At 72.6% G+C, this 17,201-nt stretch carries 17 protein-coding genes; 6 read left to right on the forward strand and 11 right to left on the reverse strand.

The window, feature by feature from the left end:
- Positions 1 to 39: 39 nt before the first annotated feature.
- Both Actob_RS41795 and Actob_RS41800 read right to left on the reverse strand, forming a co-directional pair.
- Positions 40 to 1,317, reverse strand: coding sequence for a PQQ-binding-like beta-propeller repeat protein (locus Actob_RS41795; RefSeq protein ID WP_284917485.1), 1,278 nt, complete (start codon positions 1,315 to 1,317; stop codon positions 40 to 42).
- Positions 1,318 to 1,379: 62 nt separating this feature from the next.
- The gene (locus Actob_RS41800) at positions 1,380 to 1,865 is read right to left on the reverse strand and encodes an Lrp/AsnC family transcriptional regulator (RefSeq protein WP_284917486.1); all 486 of its coding nucleotides are present in this window, start codon (positions 1,863 to 1,865) and stop codon (positions 1,380 to 1,382) included.
- 89 nt (positions 1,866 to 1,954) lie between these two features.
- Here Actob_RS41800 and hppD point away from each other — a divergent pair, with 89 nt between their 5' ends.
- From hppD to hisC, 3 genes are read left to right on the forward strand one after another with little or no spacing between them, the layout of a single operon-like run.
- On the forward strand, positions 1,955 to 3,073 hold the full coding sequence (hppD, locus tag Actob_RS41805) for a 4-hydroxyphenylpyruvate dioxygenase (RefSeq protein ID WP_284917487.1): 1,119 nt from the start codon (positions 1,955 to 1,957) through the stop codon (positions 3,071 to 3,073).
- A 53-nt stretch (positions 3,074 to 3,126) separates the two neighbouring features.
- Complete coding sequence (locus Actob_RS41810; RefSeq protein ID WP_284917488.1) at positions 3,127 to 4,224, forward strand: RDD family protein; 1,098 nt, start codon at positions 3,127 to 3,129, stop codon at positions 4,222 to 4,224.
- Positions 4,221 to 5,303 carry a histidinol-phosphate transaminase gene (gene hisC, locus Actob_RS41815; RefSeq protein ID WP_284917489.1) on the forward strand — a complete coding sequence of 361 codons (1,083 nt, stop codon included), beginning with the start codon at positions 4,221 to 4,223 and terminating at the stop codon, positions 5,301 to 5,303. Before Actob_RS41810 ends, hisC begins: the two co-directional genes overlap by 4 nt.
- Positions 5,304 to 5,438: 135 nt before the next feature.
- On the opposite strand, the gene Actob_RS41820 is transcribed toward hisC, so the two are convergent.
- Entirely contained in the window at positions 5,439 to 6,662 is a 1,224-nt protein-coding gene (locus Actob_RS41820; protein ID WP_284917490.1) for an MFS transporter, read from the reverse strand.
- Between the two features lie 46 nt (positions 6,663 to 6,708).
- On the opposite strand from Actob_RS41820, the gene Actob_RS41825 reads away from it, so the two are divergent.
- The 3 genes from Actob_RS41825 (at position 6,709) to Actob_RS41835 (ending at position 9,402) form a co-directional block, all read left to right on the forward strand.
- The gene (locus Actob_RS41825; RefSeq protein WP_284917491.1) at positions 6,709 to 7,830 is read left to right on the forward strand and encodes an ROK family protein; all 1,122 of its coding nucleotides are present in this window, start codon (positions 6,709 to 6,711) and stop codon (positions 7,828 to 7,830) included.
- A 109-nt stretch (positions 7,831 to 7,939) separates the two neighbouring features.
- The gene (locus Actob_RS41830) at positions 7,940 to 8,986 is read left to right on the forward strand and encodes a glycosyltransferase family 2 protein (protein WP_328518405.1); all 1,047 of its coding nucleotides are present in this window, start codon (positions 7,940 to 7,942) and stop codon (positions 8,984 to 8,986) included.
- Positions 8,986 to 9,402, forward strand: a complete 417-nt coding sequence (locus Actob_RS41835) for a GtrA family protein (protein ID WP_284917493.1) — start codon at positions 8,986 to 8,988, stop codon at positions 9,400 to 9,402. The genes Actob_RS41830 and Actob_RS41835 overlap by 1 nt, the downstream gene beginning before the upstream one ends.
- A gap of 4 nt (positions 9,403 to 9,406) precedes the next feature.
- Here the strand turns inward: Actob_RS41835 and Actob_RS41840 are convergent, their stop codons facing one another.
- The 8 genes from Actob_RS41840 to Actob_RS41875 all read right to left on the reverse strand — a co-directional run bounded on the left by Actob_RS41840 (position 9,407) and on the right by Actob_RS41875 (position 17,038).
- Positions 9,407 to 10,558, reverse strand: coding sequence for an outer membrane protein assembly factor BamB family protein (locus tag Actob_RS41840; protein ID WP_284917494.1), 1,152 nt, complete (start codon positions 10,556 to 10,558; stop codon positions 9,407 to 9,409).
- A 60-nt stretch (positions 10,559 to 10,618) separates the two neighbouring features.
- Positions 10,619 to 11,788 (reverse strand): outer membrane protein assembly factor BamB family protein, encoded by a 1,170-nt coding sequence (locus Actob_RS41845; protein WP_284917495.1) that lies wholly within the window; start codon positions 11,786 to 11,788, stop codon positions 10,619 to 10,621.
- Between the two features lie 134 nt (positions 11,789 to 11,922).
- The gene (locus tag Actob_RS41850) at positions 11,923 to 12,831 is read right to left on the reverse strand and encodes a hypothetical protein (protein ID WP_284917496.1); all 909 of its coding nucleotides are present in this window, start codon (positions 12,829 to 12,831) and stop codon (positions 11,923 to 11,925) included.
- A 316-nt stretch (positions 12,832 to 13,147) separates the two neighbouring features.
- Positions 13,148 to 14,680 carry a tetratricopeptide repeat protein gene (locus Actob_RS41855; RefSeq protein WP_284917497.1) on the reverse strand — a complete coding sequence of 511 codons (1,533 nt, stop codon included), beginning with the start codon at positions 14,678 to 14,680 and terminating at the stop codon, positions 13,148 to 13,150.
- Positions 14,681 to 14,698: 18 nt separating this feature from the next.
- Positions 14,699 to 15,085: a PPOX class F420-dependent oxidoreductase gene (locus Actob_RS41860; RefSeq protein ID WP_284917498.1), complete on the reverse strand. Its 387-nt coding sequence runs from the start codon at positions 15,083 to 15,085 to the stop codon at positions 14,699 to 14,701.
- A 151-nt stretch (positions 15,086 to 15,236) separates the two neighbouring features.
- Entirely contained in the window at positions 15,237 to 15,731 is a 495-nt protein-coding gene (ispF, locus tag Actob_RS41865) for a 2-C-methyl-D-erythritol 2,4-cyclodiphosphate synthase (protein WP_284917499.1), read from the reverse strand.
- A gap of 72 nt (positions 15,732 to 15,803) precedes the next feature.
- The gene (gene ispD, locus Actob_RS41870; RefSeq protein ID WP_284922511.1) at positions 15,804 to 16,508 is read right to left on the reverse strand and encodes a 2-C-methyl-D-erythritol 4-phosphate cytidylyltransferase; all 705 of its coding nucleotides are present in this window, start codon (positions 16,506 to 16,508) and stop codon (positions 15,804 to 15,806) included.
- A gap of 44 nt (positions 16,509 to 16,552) precedes the next feature.
- Positions 16,553 to 17,038 (reverse strand): CarD family transcriptional regulator, encoded by a 486-nt coding sequence (locus Actob_RS41875; RefSeq protein WP_014447856.1) that lies wholly within the window; start codon positions 17,036 to 17,038, stop codon positions 16,553 to 16,555.
- Between the last annotated feature and the right edge of the window lie 163 nt (positions 17,039 to 17,201).

Below are 17,201 nucleotides of genomic sequence, written 5' to 3' on the forward strand. Positions count from 1 at the left end.
GGTGCGAACCCGCACCCGGCAAACGTGCCTGTCGGCGTGTCAGCGGTAGGGCAAATAGGCCATGTCGCGACCGGAAACCAAGATCAAACCTTGGGCGCCGACGGTGAACACCTTCGCATCCGTCCGCACATCGGCACGTATCGCACCATTAGCCGGATTCAGTGCGGTCACCCGACCGGACGAGACCACTATCACCGCGTGCGGGGTCACCGCCGCGCCCGCCTTGGCCCGGCCGTCCTGCCGCCACACCGCCTTGCCCTTGCCGAACGACCACCCGCGCAACGTGTCGCCGTCCCGGACCACCGCGTACCTGTCGTCGACGGCGAGCACCTCGGCGGCCTTGTCGCCGTACCAGAGGATCCGCCCGTCGGCTCCGTTGATCAGCTCCTGCCGGCCGTACGGATCGACGCCGAGCAGCACGTCGTACCCGCCGGCCGGGTCCCGGTCCTGCTGGCAGTCGCTCGCCGCGGTCCGCAGGTTGAGCCCGTCCCGCTTCCACACCACCCGGTTGCCCGGCGGGGCGGTGGCCACCACGCCGTAGTAGCAGGTGCCGTCCCTGGCGGTGCCGCTGACCGTGAGCACCCGGCCGCCGACCACCGCGATCCGCTGGTCCGCCCCGGCCTTCGCGGTCTGCACCAGCCGGCCGGTGGCGGTGTCGATCACCCGGACCCGATCGCCGTCCGGCAGGCCGAGCAGGCCGGGCATCACCGCCGGGCCGGCCGCGTCGTCGTCCACGTCATCGGTGCCGAGCCGGCGGGCGTCCGGCAGGTCGGGGTTGGCGGCGTGCAGCACGAAGCCGATCCCGCCGGTGGCCACCGACCAGAGCTGGGTGCCGGCCCGCGGGTCCCACGCGGTGAGCCGGCAGTTGCCGCCGCCCGAGCAGCGCAGGTCGACGATCCCGTTCCGGTACGTCCAGACCGCCGTCGCCTCGGTGTCAGCCCGGCGCACCGTGCCGGTCCGCGGGTCGAGCACCTGGTACCCCTTGGTGAGCAGCCGCCCGGTGACCACCACGGCGTCGGCACCCTGCCCGGCCGGCGCGGCCCAGTCCGCGTCGGTCTGCCACATCCGCACCGCCGTGCTCAGGTTGTACGCCTCGACCGAGGTGCGGTACTCGACGATCACCGACTCGCCGGCCACCGAGACGCTCTGCGGGGAGCCGCCGAGCCGCTGCTGCCACGTGGTGCCCGGCGCGACCGGCGAACTCGTGTTGACCCACTCCCAGAGCTTCGGGAACGGGTTCCACACCCCGGTCGTGGCCAGCACGGTGACCGTGACGGCAGCGACCAGCGTGACTCCCTTGACGGTGCCCGAGGCCATGCCGGAACCCTAATGACCTCGATCCACCGACCCCGCGAGCGCAGAAAGTCCGTGTCATGGGCTTATATAACAGTTGCCGCCTTTGTCAACGGGACCGTCCGGTACGGAATCAGCTCGGCCAGCGCGATGATCGTGTGCGCCCGGCGGATCCCCTCGTAGCCGACGATCTTGTCGATCACCCGCTGCAGGTCGGCGTTGGAGCGGGCCACGATCCGGCACAGGATGTCACCGCTCCCGGTGATCGTGTGCGCCTCCAGCACCTCCGGGATCTCGGCCAGGTGGCTCGCCACGGCGTCGTGCCCGTACCGCTGGCTGATCTCCAGGGTCACGAAGCTCATCACCCCGAACCCGATCATGGCCGGGACGACCTCCGGCCCGAAGCCCTTGATCGCGCCGCGGGTGGTGAGCTTGTCGAGGCGGGCCTGGACCGTGCCGCGGGCCACCGACAGGCGGCGGGACAGCTCCAGCACGCCGATCCGCGGCTCGGCGGCGAGCAATTCGACCAGGTGCGCATCCAGCTCGTCGAGCTGAACAAATTGCTCGGTCAACTCCGGCCTCCCCTCTACTGATTGCACAGAATGACCAGGCGAAAAACAGACTGTTGCCTAGGGGTGTGACCCGAGTCAATTCTCAGCCCATGAGCTCGCTGACCAAGGAGAAAGACGTCTTCCCGGTGAAAGGCGTCGACCACCTGCGCTTCCTCGTGGGCAACGCCCGGCAGGCCGCCCACTTCTACTCCACCGCGTTCGGGATGCGTTGCGTCGCCTACCGCGGTCCGGAGCAGGGCTACCGTGACCACGCCGAGTACGTGCTGGTCAGCGGCGGCGCCAAGTTCGTGCTCACCGGCATGGTGCACGCCGGCGCGCCCGGCGCCGAGCACGTGACCAAGCACGGTGACGGCATCTCGGACATCGCCCTGGAGGTGCCGGACGTCGACGCGGCGTACCAGCACGCCACGTCGGCCGGCGCGCGCGGCGTGACCGAGCCGTACGACGTCAAGGACGAGCACGGCACGGTCCGGATGGCGGCGATCGCCTCGTACGGCGACACCGTGCACACGCTGATCGACCGCTCCGGCTACGACGGGCCGTTCCTGCCCGGCTTCGTGACCCGCGACCCGATCGTGGCGGTCCGCCCGAAGCGCTTCTTCCAGGCCATCGACCACGTGGTCGGCAACGTCGAGCTGGGCAAGATGGACGAGTGGGTGGAGTTCTACCGCAAGGTGATGGGCTTCACCAACATGGCGGAGTTCATCGGCGACGACATCGCCACCGACTACTCCGCGCTGATGTCCAAGGTCGTCGCGGACGGCACCCGTAAGGTCAAGTTCCCGCTCAACGAGCCGGCCATCTCGCAGCGCAAGTCGCAGATCGACGAGTACCTGGAGTTCTACGGCGGTCCCGGCGCCCAGCACGTCGCGCTGGCCACCAACGACATCCTGACCACCGTCGACGCGATGCGCGGAGCGGGCGTGGAGTTCCTGAACACGCCGGACTCGTACTACGACGACCCGGAGCTGCGGGCCCGGATCGGTCAGGTGCGGGTGCCGATCGAGGAGCTGAAGAAGCGCCGGATCCTGGTGGACCGGGACGAGGACGGTTACCTGTTGCAGATCTTCACGGCCCCGGTGCAGGACCGGCCCACCGTATTCTTCGAGTTGATCGAGCGGCACGGCTCCCTCGGTTTCGGCAAGGGCAACTTCAAGGCGCTCTTCGAGGCCATCGAGCGGGAGCAGGAGCGGCGCGGCAACCTGTGACGTGACCACCTGCGCGCAGGGAACCGTCAGGCATACGTGGTAAAGGTTTGCGCATGAGTTCCCTTCCCGCGGGTTGGTACAAGGACCCGGCCGACACCAGCACCCAGCGCTACTGGGACGGTGAGGGCTGGCTCGGCAAGGCCATCCCGGCTGACGCGGTGCCGCCGGACGGGCCGCCCCCGGTGGAGGCGGAACCCCCCGCGGCACCGCCACCGGCGGTCGCGCCCCAGCCACAGCACTACGCCACGCCCCAGCCGCCGCCCGCCCACCCGGCCTACGGTCCGCCGCCACCGGGCTGGCAGCAGCCGCCACCGCCACCGGGCTGGCAGCAGCCGCCACCCCCGCAGGGCTGGCAGCAGCCGCCGCCCGGATGGCAGCAGCCCCCGCCCGGGTGGCAACAGCCGCCACCGGGGTGGCAGCAGCCACCGCCGCCGCCCCCGCAGGGCTGGCAGCAGCCGCCACCCGGATGGCAACAGCCGCCACCCGGGTGGCAGCAGGCACCTCCGAAGGCCTGGCCGTACCCGCAGCCGCCGCACGCCTACGCGATGCCGATCCCGGAGGCGCGCCCGCACGGCATGCCGCTGGCCGGGCTGGGCCAGCGCCTGCTCGCCCGGCTGATCGACATCGCCGTCGTGCTGGTGCTGAACATCGTGGTCAACGGCTGGTTCGTCTACCAGTGGTGGCAGGATTTCCGGCCGATCTACACGCACTACGTGGACCAGGTGATGGCCGGCACCGAGCCGGACATGCTGGAGCCGACCGGCCGGATGCAGACCCTGCAGATGACGGTCATCGTGATCGCCACCCTGCTCTGGCTGCTCTACGAGGCCCCGGCGATCAGCGGCCGCGGGCAGACGCTCGGCAAGATGCTGATGGGCATCAAGGTGGTCGGGCTGGACAGCACCCAGCCGATCGGGTTCCGCCGCGCGTTCTCCCGCTGGGCCCAGCTCGGCATGTGGACACTGTTCTGGTGGTGCCTGGTCGGGCTGGTGGTCCAGTTCCTGGACTCGCTCTCCCCCACGTTCGACCCGCGCCTGCGGCAGGCCTGGCACGACAAGGCGGCGTCCACCGTCGTCGTCGCCGTCCCGCGGGGCGCCCAACAGACCGTCGAGGCCGCGCCGCGCGGCGACATCCCAGGAGGACCCGAATGACCCGGCTGACCCGCGCCGACCTGGACGCGCTGCCCGCGTACGTGCCCGGTCGCAACGTCGCCGACCTGGCCCGTGAGCTGGGCATCGCCGAGGCGATCAAGTTGGCCAGCAACGAGGTGCCGTACGGCCCGCTGCCCGGCGTGGTGGAGGCGGTCACCGAGGCGGCCCAGCAGATGCACAGGTACCCGGACATGGGCGTGCTGGCACTGCGGGACGCGCTCGCCACCCGTCTCGGGGTGGCCGCCGAGCGGGTGGTGACCGGCTGCGGCTCGGTGGCTCTGGCCGAGATCCTGGTGAAAGCCACCTGCCTGCCCGGCGACGAGGTGCTCTACGCGTGGCGGTCGTTCGAGGCGTACCCGATCATCGCGGCCGGCGCCGGCGCCACCAGCGTCCGGGTGCCGAACGCGCCGGACCACGGGCACGACCTGGCCGCGATGGCCGCCGCGATCACCGACCGCACCCGGCTGGTCTTCGTCTGCAACCCGAACAACCCGACCGGCACCGCCCTGCGGAAAGCCGAGCTGGACCGGTTCCTCGCGGCGGTGCCCTCCGACGTGCTGGTGGTGCTCGACGAGGCGTACCGGGAGTTGGTCACCGACCCGGCGGTGCCGGACGGCCTGGACACCTACGGCGACCGCGCCAACATCGTGGTGCTGCGCACCATGAGCAAGGCCTGGGGCCTGGCCGGCATGCGGATGGGTTACCTGATCGCCCAGCCCGAGGTGGCCGCCGCGGTGCGCAAGGTGCTCACCCCGTTCTCCAGCAGCCTGGTGGCGCAGGCCGCGGCACTCGCCGCGCTGCGGCAGGAGGCCGAGGTGGTCCGGCGCTGTGCCCTGATCACCGCCGAGCGCCAGCGGGTCACCGAGGCGCTGCGGAAACTCTCCGTCGACGTGCCGGACAGCCAGGCCAACTTCGTCTGGTTGCCGATCGGCGACCGGACCGCGGCGTTCGCCGGCGCCTGCGAGGCGCGCGGGGTGATCGTGCGCGGCTTCCACCCGGACGGCGTGCGCGTCACCATCGGCACCCCGGAGGAGAACGACGCCTTCCTCGCCGCCGCGGAGGCGGCGCTGGCGTCCTGAGCCCGGCCTCGCCGGTGCGAGGCAGCGCCTGGCCGGTCCGCGAATCCGCCGCGGGCCGGCCAGGCTTTCCTTGCGGCCGGTGGTGACATTACGTCGTCATCCGCACGGTTTGCGGCGCGCCGCGAACATTGACCCCTAACGGGTCATCGCCGCCGCCTCGGCCGCTACCCGATGGTGCTCGTCGGCGCTGATCCGGGCCGGGAACACCCGCGGCGAGAACAGCACCGCCATCCCGGCCGCCACCGCCAGCACCGCGGCCAGCAGCGGCAGCCGACCCAGGGCGCCGGCCGTGACCAGGCGCTCGCCGACGAAGGCGCCGCCGCCGATGCCGATCTGGAACGCCACCACGTAGACCGCCGAGGCGGCGTCCCGGGCATGCGGCGCGACGCGCAGCGGCACCGCGCCGAGGACCGCCGGGACGGCCGTGAAGGCGCCACCCCAGACCAGCGTGGCGACGATCGCCAGGGCCGTCCCGAGCACCGGCGCGAGCGACGCCACCGACACCGCCTGCGCGGCGAGCAGGATCAGCAGCAGCGGGCCGGGGCGCCGGTCGATGTGCCGCCCGACCAGATAGGTGGTGAGCAGCCCGGCCCCGCCGTACCCGAGCAGCAGCGCGCTCAGCCCGGCCCCGTCCAGCCCGGCGTCCCGGCGGATCAGCGGGGCGATGTAGGTGTACGCCGCGAAGTGCCCGACCACCAGCAGCGTGGTCACCGCGCACAGCCGGGCCACCCGGCCGTCCCGCAGGATCCGCACCGCGTTGCCCAGCTGCCGCCCGGCGCCGGCCGCCCGGTCCCGGGGCAGCGGCGGCAGTGCCGGCAGCACCGTGAGCAGCAGTACCACGCAGATCACCCCGCCGACCGCCATCGACCCGATCGCGAACCGCCAGCCCAGCCACTGCCCGAGCGCGGTACCCAGCGGGACGCCCAGCACGATGGCCAGCGAGTTGCCCAGCGAGGTCAGCGCGGTGGCCCGGCCGATCTGGTCCGGTGGGGCGAGCCGGGCCACGATCGGCCCGAGCACCGACCAGAACACGCCGTGCGCCAGCGCGCAGAGCAGCCGGGATCCGGCCAGCACCGGAAACGTCGGGGCGAACGTCGCGGCCGCCTGGGAGACGGCGAAAATCGCTACCGTGACGGCGATCAGCAGGTTCCGGGGGACGCGCATGGTGACGGCGGTGAGCGGGATGGTGCTCAGCGCGGCGACCACCGCGTAACTGGTCATCAGCAGGCCCACCCGGGCCTCGCTGACGTGCAGATCGGCAGCGATCTGCGGAAGCAGCCCGATCGGCAGGGTCTCGGCGGCGACGTAGAAGAACGCTGATGCCCCGATGACGGCCAGCGCGGAGCGGTGGAAACTCACCCCCGAACAATAAGCTTCACGGCAGAGCATAAAAAGGGGAACGGCTGTGACGACGCGCTCCATCGAGCTGCTCCGGGTGGTTCACCAGGACCCCGGCGTGACCCGAGCCGCCGCGGCCCGGCGGCTCGGCGTGGGCACCGGCGCGGCCACCGAGCTGGTCACCAAGCTGAGCCGGGCGATGCTGCTGACGCAGGGGCCGGCCGCGCCGAGCGGCACCCGGGGCCGGCCGACGACGGTGCTGCTGCCGCACCCGGGTGGCCCGCTCGCCCTGGCCGTCGCGATCACCCACGAGGCCTGGCGGGTCGAGGCGGTCGAGCTGGGCGGCGCGAGCGTCACGGCGCTGTCCGGAAGGCACGCGGGAGCCACCTGGGCCGAGGTCCGCGACGCGGTCCGGGCCGCGCTCCACGAGCTCCGTCTCCGGTACGGCGACCGCCCCCGCGCCGTGGGCGTCTCGGTCCCCGGCACCGTCTCCCGCGACCACCGCCTGGAGGCCGTCGGCGTCGGCTGGCACGACGTCGACCTCACCGAGCTCTGGCCGGACGCCGAGATCTTCACGGCCGGCAACGACGCCACCCTGGCCGCCACCGCCGAATCCCACCGGGGTGCCGCGGCCGGCGCCGCCCTGGCCCTGCACCTGCGCATCGAGGCCGGCCTGGGCGGCGCCGTGGTGGAGGGCGGCCGCCCGCTGATCGGCGCGCGCGGGGCGGCCGGCGAGTTCGGGCACATGCCGTTCGGCGATCCGGCGGTCCGCTGTCCGTGCGGGGCCCGCGGCTGCTGGGGCATCGCCGTCGACGGGCACGAACTGGCCCGCCTGCTGGGCGAGCCGGTGCCGGTCGACCCGATCACCTACGCCCGCCGGCTGATCACCGCGGCCGCCGCCGGGCCCGGCCGGGAGCTGACCGCGGTGCGGGCCATCGCCGCGACCCTGGGCCGCGGCGTCGCCGGCCTGGTCAACGCCCTGGACGCGGACCTGGTCACGCTCGGCGGCCTGGGCGCCGACCTGCTCGCCACCGTCCCGGAGGAGATCGCCACCGCCTACCGCGACGGCCTGATGTCCATCCACCGCGACGCGCCGCCGCCGGTCGTACCGGCCGCCCTCGGTGACCTCGGCCCGATCGCCGGCGCCGCCGAGGAGGCCTGGTCCGCCCTCCTGCCCCGACTCGCTTGATCCGCTCCGGGCGCCAAGTGACGCGGGCCGGACACGGCACCGCGCGCGGCCCGGGTCGTTGGTCCTGGCGAGCGGCCGGACGACCGGCTGCGGGGATCACACGGCGGGAGTGGGCACCATGCGTCTTTCAGTGATCGTCCCCTGCTACAACGAGGAGGACGTCATTGATCTCTTCGATGTGCGGGTGCGCGCCACGCTGACCGAGCTCGCCGTCGACCACGAGCTGTGTTACGTGGATGACGGCAGCTCGGACGGGACGCTGCGGCGCCTGCGCGCGCTCGCCGCGAAGAACCCGGAGACCACCCGCTACGTCTCCTTCAGCCGGAACTTCGGCAAGGAGGCCGGCATGCTGGCCGGGCTGCGCGAGGCGACCGGCGACGCGGTCGTCATCATGGACGCCGACCTGCAGCACCCGCCGGAGCTGATCGGCCGGATGCTCGAACTGCACGCCCTCGGGCACGACCAGGTCATGGCGCGGCGCACCCGCAAGGGCGACCGGTTCCTCCGCACCCTGCTGAGCAAGACCTACTACCGGTTCGTCAACCGGGTGGTGGACGTCGAGCTGACCGACGGCGTCGGCGATTTCCGGTTGCTCTCCCGGGCCGCTGTCGACGCGCTGCTGTCCCTGCCGGAGTACAACCGGTTCTCCAAGGGCCTGTTCTCCTGGATCGGTTTCGACACCGTCACCTTCGACTACCAGAACGTCGAGCGCGAGGCGGGCGCCACCAAGTGGTGCTTCAGCTCGCTGCTGAACTACGGCCTCGACGGGCTCATCTCGTTCAACAACCGGCCGCTGCGGCTGGGCATCCACGTCGGCCTGGCGCTGACCGTGCTGGCCGGCCTCTACGCCGCCTGGATCACCGGCGAGGCGATCGTCGACGGCATCGACACCCCGGGCTACGTGACCCTGCTGGTCGCCATCGTCGGCCTGGGCGGCCTGCAGATGGCGATGCTGGGCCTGGTCGGCGAGTACATCGGCCGGATCTACTACGAGTCGAAGCGCCGGCCGCACTTCCTGGTCAAGGAGACCAACGTGCCGCGCGATCCCTTCCGCGGCGGCGGCACCGGCGTCCCGGCGATGCTGTCGCAGCGGCTCACCAGGCCCGACGAGCGCTGGCCGGCCGTCGAGGAGGCGACAACGGGACGACCCGCCTGATGCGGGTACCGCTGCTCCAGATCGCCACGTTCACCGCCGTCGGCGTGCTCAACACCGGCACGTTCTACCTGTGCTACCTGCTGCTGCGCGGGTGGTTGCCGTACTACCCGGCCTACGTGCTCGCCTTCCTGATCAGCATGGTCGGCTCGTTCTTCCTGAACACCCACCTCACCTATCGCACCCGGCCGACCTGGCGGAAGTTCCTGCTCTTCCCGCTGACCAACCTGACCAACTTCGTGGTCACCTCGCTCGGCGTCCTGGTGCTGGTCGAGTGGGCGCACGTGGACGAGCGGATCGCCCCGCTGACGGCCGCCCTGGCCGCCGTACCGGTCACCTTCGTGCTCTCCCGGCGGATCCTGACGCACCGCGACGCCGAGCGTCCGGCCGGCGAGGCCGCCGCCGGCGCGCGGCGCTGACCGCTCAGAAGCCGGCCAGCAGCACCGTGTCGGTCGTGTAGTAGTAGATCGGCGACTCCGGGTCGTCCGGCCCGTCCAGCCGGCGCCGCTCGATCGCCAGGTAATGCTCGGCGATCTGGTAACCGCCGAACTTCCAGAGGTCGTCCTCCTTGCCGAAGGCGAGGCGGACGTCAGCGGTCTGCCGCCCGGTGGCGGCCTCCAGGGTGATCAGGTGATGGTCCGGCCGGACGAGCAGCACCAGGCTCGACGAGCCGCCCAGCACGCGGGCCTCGCCCGGCCAGGTCCACCGCACCGCGCCGTCCGGGTCGTGCCCGGTGACCACGCCGTTCACGACCGACACCACGACTCCGGCGGCGACCGTGGCGTCCGGCGAGTCCAGCGCGGCGGCCCGCCGGGGCGTGGCGGCCGCGGCCAGCCAGCCGTGGCCGGCGGCATCCCGGAACCCGGCGCAGTTCGAGCCGGCGACCAGGCAGCCGAGCGCGGTGAACGGCCCGGCCGGCCAGTTCGCCATCGGCCGGCCGCTGGTGGCGTCGTAGGCGCCGGTCGCGCAGACGTACACCCCACCGGCGGTGGTGAAGCCGTCCACGCACCCGGCCGGCGGCGTGGCCCGCCAGCGCTCGGCGCCGGTGCTCACGTCGTACCCGAAAAGATCTTGACCCTGGGTGACCACGACGGACCCGGCGGCGATCCGCAGACCCGGCGGCGACCACACGGCCGCGGCGCCGGTCCGGTGTCCGGCGTAGTCCGGCGCGTCCGGACCGCTCGTCCGCCAGAGAATCTTCCCGGTACGCCCGTCCTGCCCCACCAACAGTCCGTCGGACCACCGGCTGACCACCGTCGTCCCGCTCGTCACCACCCCGCTGAGCTGCTGCGGCCAGCGGCGCAGCGACCACCGGCTGGTGTAGACGGCCCGGCCGTAGACCGGCTCGTCGGCGCGCAGCTGATGCTTGGCGGCATAGATCCGGAGGCGGTCGTTGAAGATCAACGGAGCCACGCCGATCCGGCCCTGCACGCCGGGGGCGGAGACCACCAGCGGCGGGTACGGCGCGGAACTGGTGTCCAGTCGCTCGGCCGGGCCGAGCACCCGCCAGCCGATCAGCGCGGAGGCCAGCAGCAGAAGCACCGCCGCGGAAGCTCGCAGCAGCACCCTTGTCACGGGCGTGAAGTATTCCAGGTCCGGTTCGGGGCGATCGCGGAACCCGCCGTGATCAAGGCCTCAGATCGCCGCGAGCAGCACCGACTCGGAGCTGAAGTAGTACGTCGGCGAGTCCGGGTCGTCGGGCGCCGTGGCGTTCTTCCGCTCGATCGCCACGAACCGCTCGGAGACCAGCACGCCCGAGGCCACCCACTCGCCGTTCCCCCGCTCGCCCTCCTGCTTGCCGAAGAACAACCCGAACTGGAACCGTCGCTCGCCGGTGGCGGCGTCCAGCCCGACCAGTTCCCGCCGCGGCGTCATCAGCAGGATCCTGGTCGAGTTGCCGCCGAGCACCCGCACGCCGGTGGCCGGCCAGGTCCACTTCACGCCGCCGTCCGGCCGATACGCGGTGACCAGCCCGTTCGCTGTCGACACCGGAACACCGCCGGCGATCGTGACGGCCGGGGAGTCCAGCGCGACGGACCGCTGGGGCACCCCGCCGCGGGTCAGCCAGCCGTGGCCGGCGCCGTCCCGGAACCCGGCGCAGTCCGAGCCGGCGACCGGGCAGCCGAGCGCGGTGAACGGCCCGGCCGGCCCGGACCGCAGCGCCGCCCCGCTGCCCAGGTCGTAGCCGCCGGTCGCGCAGAGGTAGCGGTCACCGGTCGTGAAACCGCCGGTGCAGCCGGGCGGGGTCGCGGTGTGCCAGCGCTCGGTGCCGGTGCTCACGTCGTACCCGAAAAGATCTTGACCCTGGGCGACCACGACGATCCCGGCGCCGGTCCGCAGCCCCGGCGGCGACCACACGGCCGCGGCGCCGGTCCGGTGTCCGGCATAGTCCGGCGCGTCCGGACCGCTCGTCCGCCAGAGGACCTTCCCGGTACGCCCGTCCTGCCCCACCAGCAGCCCGTCGGACCACCGGCTGACCACCGTCGTCCCGCTCGTCACCACCCCGCTGAGCTGCTGCGGCCAGCGGCGCAGCGACCAGCGCGCGGTCCGCACGAACCGGCCGGTGACCGGCTCGTCCGCGCGGACCTGGTGCTTGGAGCCGTAGAGCCGGAGGCGGTCCTCGAACAGGAGCGGCGCCAGGCTGAGCCCGCTGGTGACCCGGGGGCGAGTGGCGCTGGTCGGGGCCGGATAAGGGGTCTCGGCGGTCGCCAGGACCTCGGCCGGTTCCAGGATCCGCCAGCCGACCAGCACCGTGGCCAGCAGCAGGAGCAAGGCCACCGAGGTTCGCAGCAGCACCCTGGTCACGGGCGGAAGTATGTCAGGTGGGATCCAGGGGGATCAGTCCGCTTGCCCGGCCCTCGCGGCTTCTCCGGGTTCAACCTTGGCAACTTTCTCCGGGCTGCGGCTTTCCGGCTCGGGCTTCGCGGCCTTGCCGGGCCTCAGGTCTGGTAGCCGCCGTTGATCAAGCCGAGCCGGACCAGCTCGGTGAGCGGCTCGACGACGTTGGCCGCGCCGAAGCCGGTGAACAGCGGGCGCGGCAGGTCGCGGTGCGCCCGGGCCGGCTCGACCAGCGGCACCGGATGGGTGGCGGCCAGCGCCTCGGCCACCTCGGCCACCTCGCCGCCGTCGACCGCCAGCAGGGTGGCGACCAGCACGTTCAGAAAGCCGTGGTGGGTGAAGCCGGTCTCCGGGTCGGTGTGCCGGGTGGCGTGCCGGAGCCCGGCGGCCAGCTTGAAAGGGAGGTCGCGGTCGCGGCAGGCGCAGATCACCGCGGCCAGTTCGACAGGGGTGGGGAAGAGCTCCGCGGCCAGGCCGCCCACCCGGAACTTGGGGGCGATCGACAGGCCCTCGGCACGGGCGTCGGCGACGGCGTCGAGGGCGCCGATCAGACCCCAGCTCAGGGGGATCTCGGCCCAGACCCGGCTGGCCCCGGTCTCAGCCCCTTGGTCGCTTCTCGGCGCGCTCTCGTCGGCGGCTTCACTGTGCCGGGTGCGCTCGTTGGCCGCGAGGGCACGCAACAGGGACAGCCCGGGCTGGGGATCCTCGCCGCGGCGGGCCACCGCGGCCTCGACGTGCTTGATCAGCATGCCGGCGGCGCGCAGTTTCTCCACCGTCGCCGGCAGCGCGCCGAGCGGGATGTCACCGATCAGCGCGGCGGCGACGTGGGCCACCGGCTCGGCGCCGACCACCGACGCGGGAACCAGCAGGGCGCCGATGAGATCCGCATACCACGCCGCGGCGTGCTCGCGATGTTTCGCCTCGGCGTCGGCCAGGCCGGTCAGGCTGGGCGGCAGCAGGGACGCGTCATCGACGAGCCCGGCATACAGCGGAGGCACCATCGTCGACACGATCCGAACCTAACGGACCACGCACGAAGCGGACAACCATGCGAGTCGGACCGCCCACCCGGCCGTCTCGACCGTCACGCGCGTGGGCAGCGGTTTCTCGGCCGGTGACGCCGGAATCCGGAAGACCGGGACGGGTTTCGGGCCGGCCGTGCGGCGCATGCGGTACGCCCGGCCGGCCACCAATTCCATATATTGCGATTGATATGTCGCCCCGCTGCCCTCGGCGCACCCACCACCGGCCGTTCTCCAGCGGGTCCGCGCTCCAGACGCGCTGTCTCGCACCCCTGCGCGGCCCTCGTTCCGGCCGGGCCACTTCTCAGCGGCGGCTGGTCAGGACCACCAGGTCGGCAATCGCGGCCAGGACCATGCCGGCGATCAGTGTCGGCAGGCCGCCGACCGCCGCGTACGCCACCAGGAACAGCGGCGCGGCGAGGGTCAGATACAGCGCGACTGCCAGCCGGCGGTCGCCGGCGCGGAGCCGGGACAGCACCCGGCCGGCCGGCTCGGTGAGGCGGCTGCGGAACCAGAGGACCACGGCGAGGAAGACCAGCAGGCCGATCAGGCCGGCCCAGGCCCGGGAGATACCGGTGCTGACCAGGGTCATCGCGGCGGTGAGCACGGCGGCGACCAGGGTGCCGTTCGCGCCGTACCGGATCGTCTCGCGGACCGCCTCGGCCGAATCGGCGGAGACGTCGAGCACCGGTTGGCGCGGGCGGCTGACCGCCGGCGGCTCGGACCAGACCGGTCGGGACGGCGGGACCTGCTGCGACGTCGCGGCGGGGTCGATCCCCGGTCCCGGTGCCGGACCGGCCGGCGCAGCACCCAGCGAGGCCTCCTCGGCCAGCTCCTCCAAGGCCCGCGCCCAGCGGCGCCGCTCCAGCCGGACGATCCCCACGTCCTGCCCGGCGTCGCCGATCGCGGGATCGAGGTCAAGCGCCTCCGCGTACGCCCGCTGAGCCAGGTCGAAGAGCCGCAGCCGGGCCGCCACCACGGCCAGCACCAGGTGTGCCTCGGCCTCGGTCGGCGCCACCCGGACGCCGTTCCACGCGGCGTTCAGGGCTTCCTGGCCGTTGCGCGACTCGCTCAGCAGGGCGGCGCCGGTGCGTTGCGCGTACGGCTCCTCGGGCCAGGTCCGCAAGATCTCGCCGGCCACCTGAGCGGCCTCCGCGAACCGCCGGCTGTCGGTCAGCGCCATCGCCCGCACGACCAGTGAGGAGAGCTCGCCGGGGGCGGTCGCGGCGGCCCGGTCGGCGGCGGCGAGCGCCTCGACCGGTTGCTCGGCGGCCAGGTGGATGCGGGCAAGTGTGGTCAGCAGGCCGGTCTCGGCGGGGCCGGTCCCCGAAGCGACACCCGCATCCGGGTACGCCCCCGCCCACGCGCTCCCGTCCGGCCACCCGCCCGCGTCCGCTCCCCGGCCCGCCCCGGCGCTCGGGTCCACCGGCCCACTGCCGTCCGCGGCCGGGTCCGCCGGCCCGCTAGCGTCCGCGTCCGCGCTGGCGCCTCCCCTCGCGCCCGGGTCCGGCTTACCACCGCCGTCCGCATTCGCGCCCGGGTCCGCCTGCCCACTCGCGTCCGCGCCGCCGCGCGTCTCCGCCCACAAGTTCGCGTCTGCTTCCTTGTCGGCGCCGGGCGTGGCATGAGCGCCGGACGTGGCACCGGGGCCGGGCCCCGCGCCGAGGGTGGTGGGCGTGCCACCGGCGGAGGCGGCGCCGGACGAGCCGGCCGAGGCGGCACTCAGGCCGGCCGCGATCTCGTCGGCGGCCTCGTCGTAACGGCCGAGGTCGGCGAGCAGAAGCGCACGCTGGCGGTGGTCCTCCGGCGTGGTCTCGGGCTCCATGGGGGCGGGCACCGTCCGAGCGTAGGCGGTCTACCTGTAAATCACATGGGTCGGGGTGAGCCGGCACACCACCCGCACGGTCTCCGGGCTGTCGCTGGTCCACGGCTCGTTCGCGTACTTGTAGCTGAGCTCGCCGATCAGGTCGGCCGGGTCGTCGCGGAGCGTCACCACGCCCTCGACAGTGCAGTAGGAATACGGCTGCGCCGGGTCGAAGGCGCAGATCGACACCCGCGGGTCGCGCTCCATGTTCCGGGTCTTGCGCCGCCCGCGAATCGTGGAGAAGAGAACGTCGTCCCCATCCCGCTTCACCCAGATGACTGTCGACTGCGGGGTGCCGTCGGCATTGATCGTGTTGAGCACCGCATAGGTAGGGTTGTCGATCAATCTTCGTGCCACATCGGGCAGGACGACAGTCATGATCGTCATCATGCCGGACCATCCCGGCCCAGCTCGCCGTGACGGTTACCACCCGTTGTCGCCCACCCGCCCGGCACACGGTGGTTCACCCGCGACTACTCGGCCGGCCGCCCCGGGACGCGTGGCGAAGCACACGGTTCATCGGGCCCGGCTACCCGGGGGTCGCGGCCGCCATCTCGCTGTAGACCATCGCCACCGCGACGCCGGCCAGGCCCTCCCCGCGACCGGTGAGGCCCAGCCCGTCCGTGGTCGTGCCGGCGACCGTCACCGGCGCGCCCACCGCCGCGGAGAGCACCTTCTCGGCCTCCGCGCGCCGCTTGCCGATCTTCGGGCGGTTACCGATCACCTGGATCGACACGTTGCCGATCGCGAATCCGGCGGCCCGCACCAGCCGGGCCGACTCGGCGAGCAAGGTCACCCCGGCCGCACCGGCCCACTCCGGCCGGCTGGTGCCGAAATTGCCGCCCAGATCGCCGAGCCCGGCCGCGGAGAGCAGGGCGTCGCAGGCGGCGTGCGCGGCAACGTCGGCATCCGAATGGCCGGCGAGTCCCGGCTCTCCGGGCCACTCCAGCCCCGCCACCCAGCAGGGCCGGTCGGCGTCGAACGCGTGCACGTCGGTCCCGACACCGACCCGCGGAATGATCACCCCGTCACCCTAACGGCCGAAACACGCCGACAGCATGCGCGTCGGCCCGAAGCCGTCCCGGGGATGGTCGCCTCAGGCGTCCGGGTCGGGGAGGGCCAGCAGGTGGGTGGCCAGGGCCAGGTCGATCGGGCGGGTGATCTTCAGGGCCAGGTCGGAGCCGGGCACGCAGAGCACCGGCCGGCCGAGTTTCTCCACCGCGCCGGCGTCGTCGGTGTGCAGGTCGGCGGCGGCGCGGTGAGCCGCGCGCAGCACCGTGGCCCGGAAGCCCTGCGGGGTCTGCACCGCCCGGAGAACCGACCGGTCGACAGTCCCGAGCACGGTGTCGTCGGCGCCGACCTCCTTGATCGTGTCGACCACCGGGAGAACCGGGATCACCGCGTCGGCGCCCGCCCGGACGGCGGCGGCCACCCGCTCGACCACCGAGGGCGGGGTGAGACAGCGGGCCGCGTCATGGACCAGCACGATCGCCACCTCGTCGGGGACCACCGCGAGCGCGGCAGCGACCGACTCCTGGCGCTCGGCACCGCCGGGCACCACGGTGACCGGAGCCACCGGGGCGAGCAGGTCGTGCACCGCCTCGACGTCGGCCGGCGGCGCGGCCACCACGATCATCCGGACCGAGGGCGCCGCGGCAAGCCGGCGCACCGCGTGGACGAGCAGCGGCTCCCCGTCGAGCAGACGCAGCGCCTTGGGCGCGCCCGGACCGAGCCGGACACCGGCGCCCGCGGCTGGAACGACGACCGCGACGTCACCGCGAGCATTCAGCTGCGCGGTCACGTCGCGGTCGGCGTACATGGTGCTATGAGGGATGCGTCGGTGTATCAGGCCTCGGTGAGGACCTTGTCGAGCAGAACCTCAGCCTCGTCCTTGGTGCTCTTTTCGGCGAGGGCCACCTCGCCGACCAGGATGTCGCGGGCCTTCGCGAGCATGCGCTTCTCGCCTGCCGAGAGACCGCGCTCCCGCTCGCGACGCCAGAGGTCACGAACAACCTCGGCAACCTTCAGCGGGTTGCCGGAAGCGAGCTTCTCCAGGTTGGCCTTGTAGCGCCGCGACCAGTTGGTCGGCTCCTCGGTGTGCGGAGCGCGGAGGACGTCGAAGACCTTGCCCAGGCCTTCCTCGCCAACCACTTCGCGCACGCCGACTTCCTCGGCGTTCTCAGCGGGCACCCGGACCGTCAGATCGCCCTGGGCGACACGCAGAACGAGATACTGCCTTTCAACGCCCTTGATGACCCTAGTCTCGATTGCCTCGATGAGTGCGGCCCCGTGGTGGGGGTAAACAACGGTCTCGCCGACACTGAAAACCATAGGTTCGAAACCCCTTTCGCTGTGTCTAGGGTAACACGCCAAAGCGACGGTGTCTCGCCCTGACGGTCACTGTTAGTGCAGCTCAGAGGCCCTGTGACGGGGCTTTCTACCGCTTGACAGCGAAGCCGGAAGCTGCCTAAGTAACTCAAAGTGACCAAGACAT

Source organism: Actinoplanes oblitus, assembly GCF_030252345.1.
Taxonomy (GTDB): Bacteria; Actinomycetota; Actinomycetes; order Mycobacteriales; family Micromonosporaceae; genus Actinoplanes; species Actinoplanes oblitus.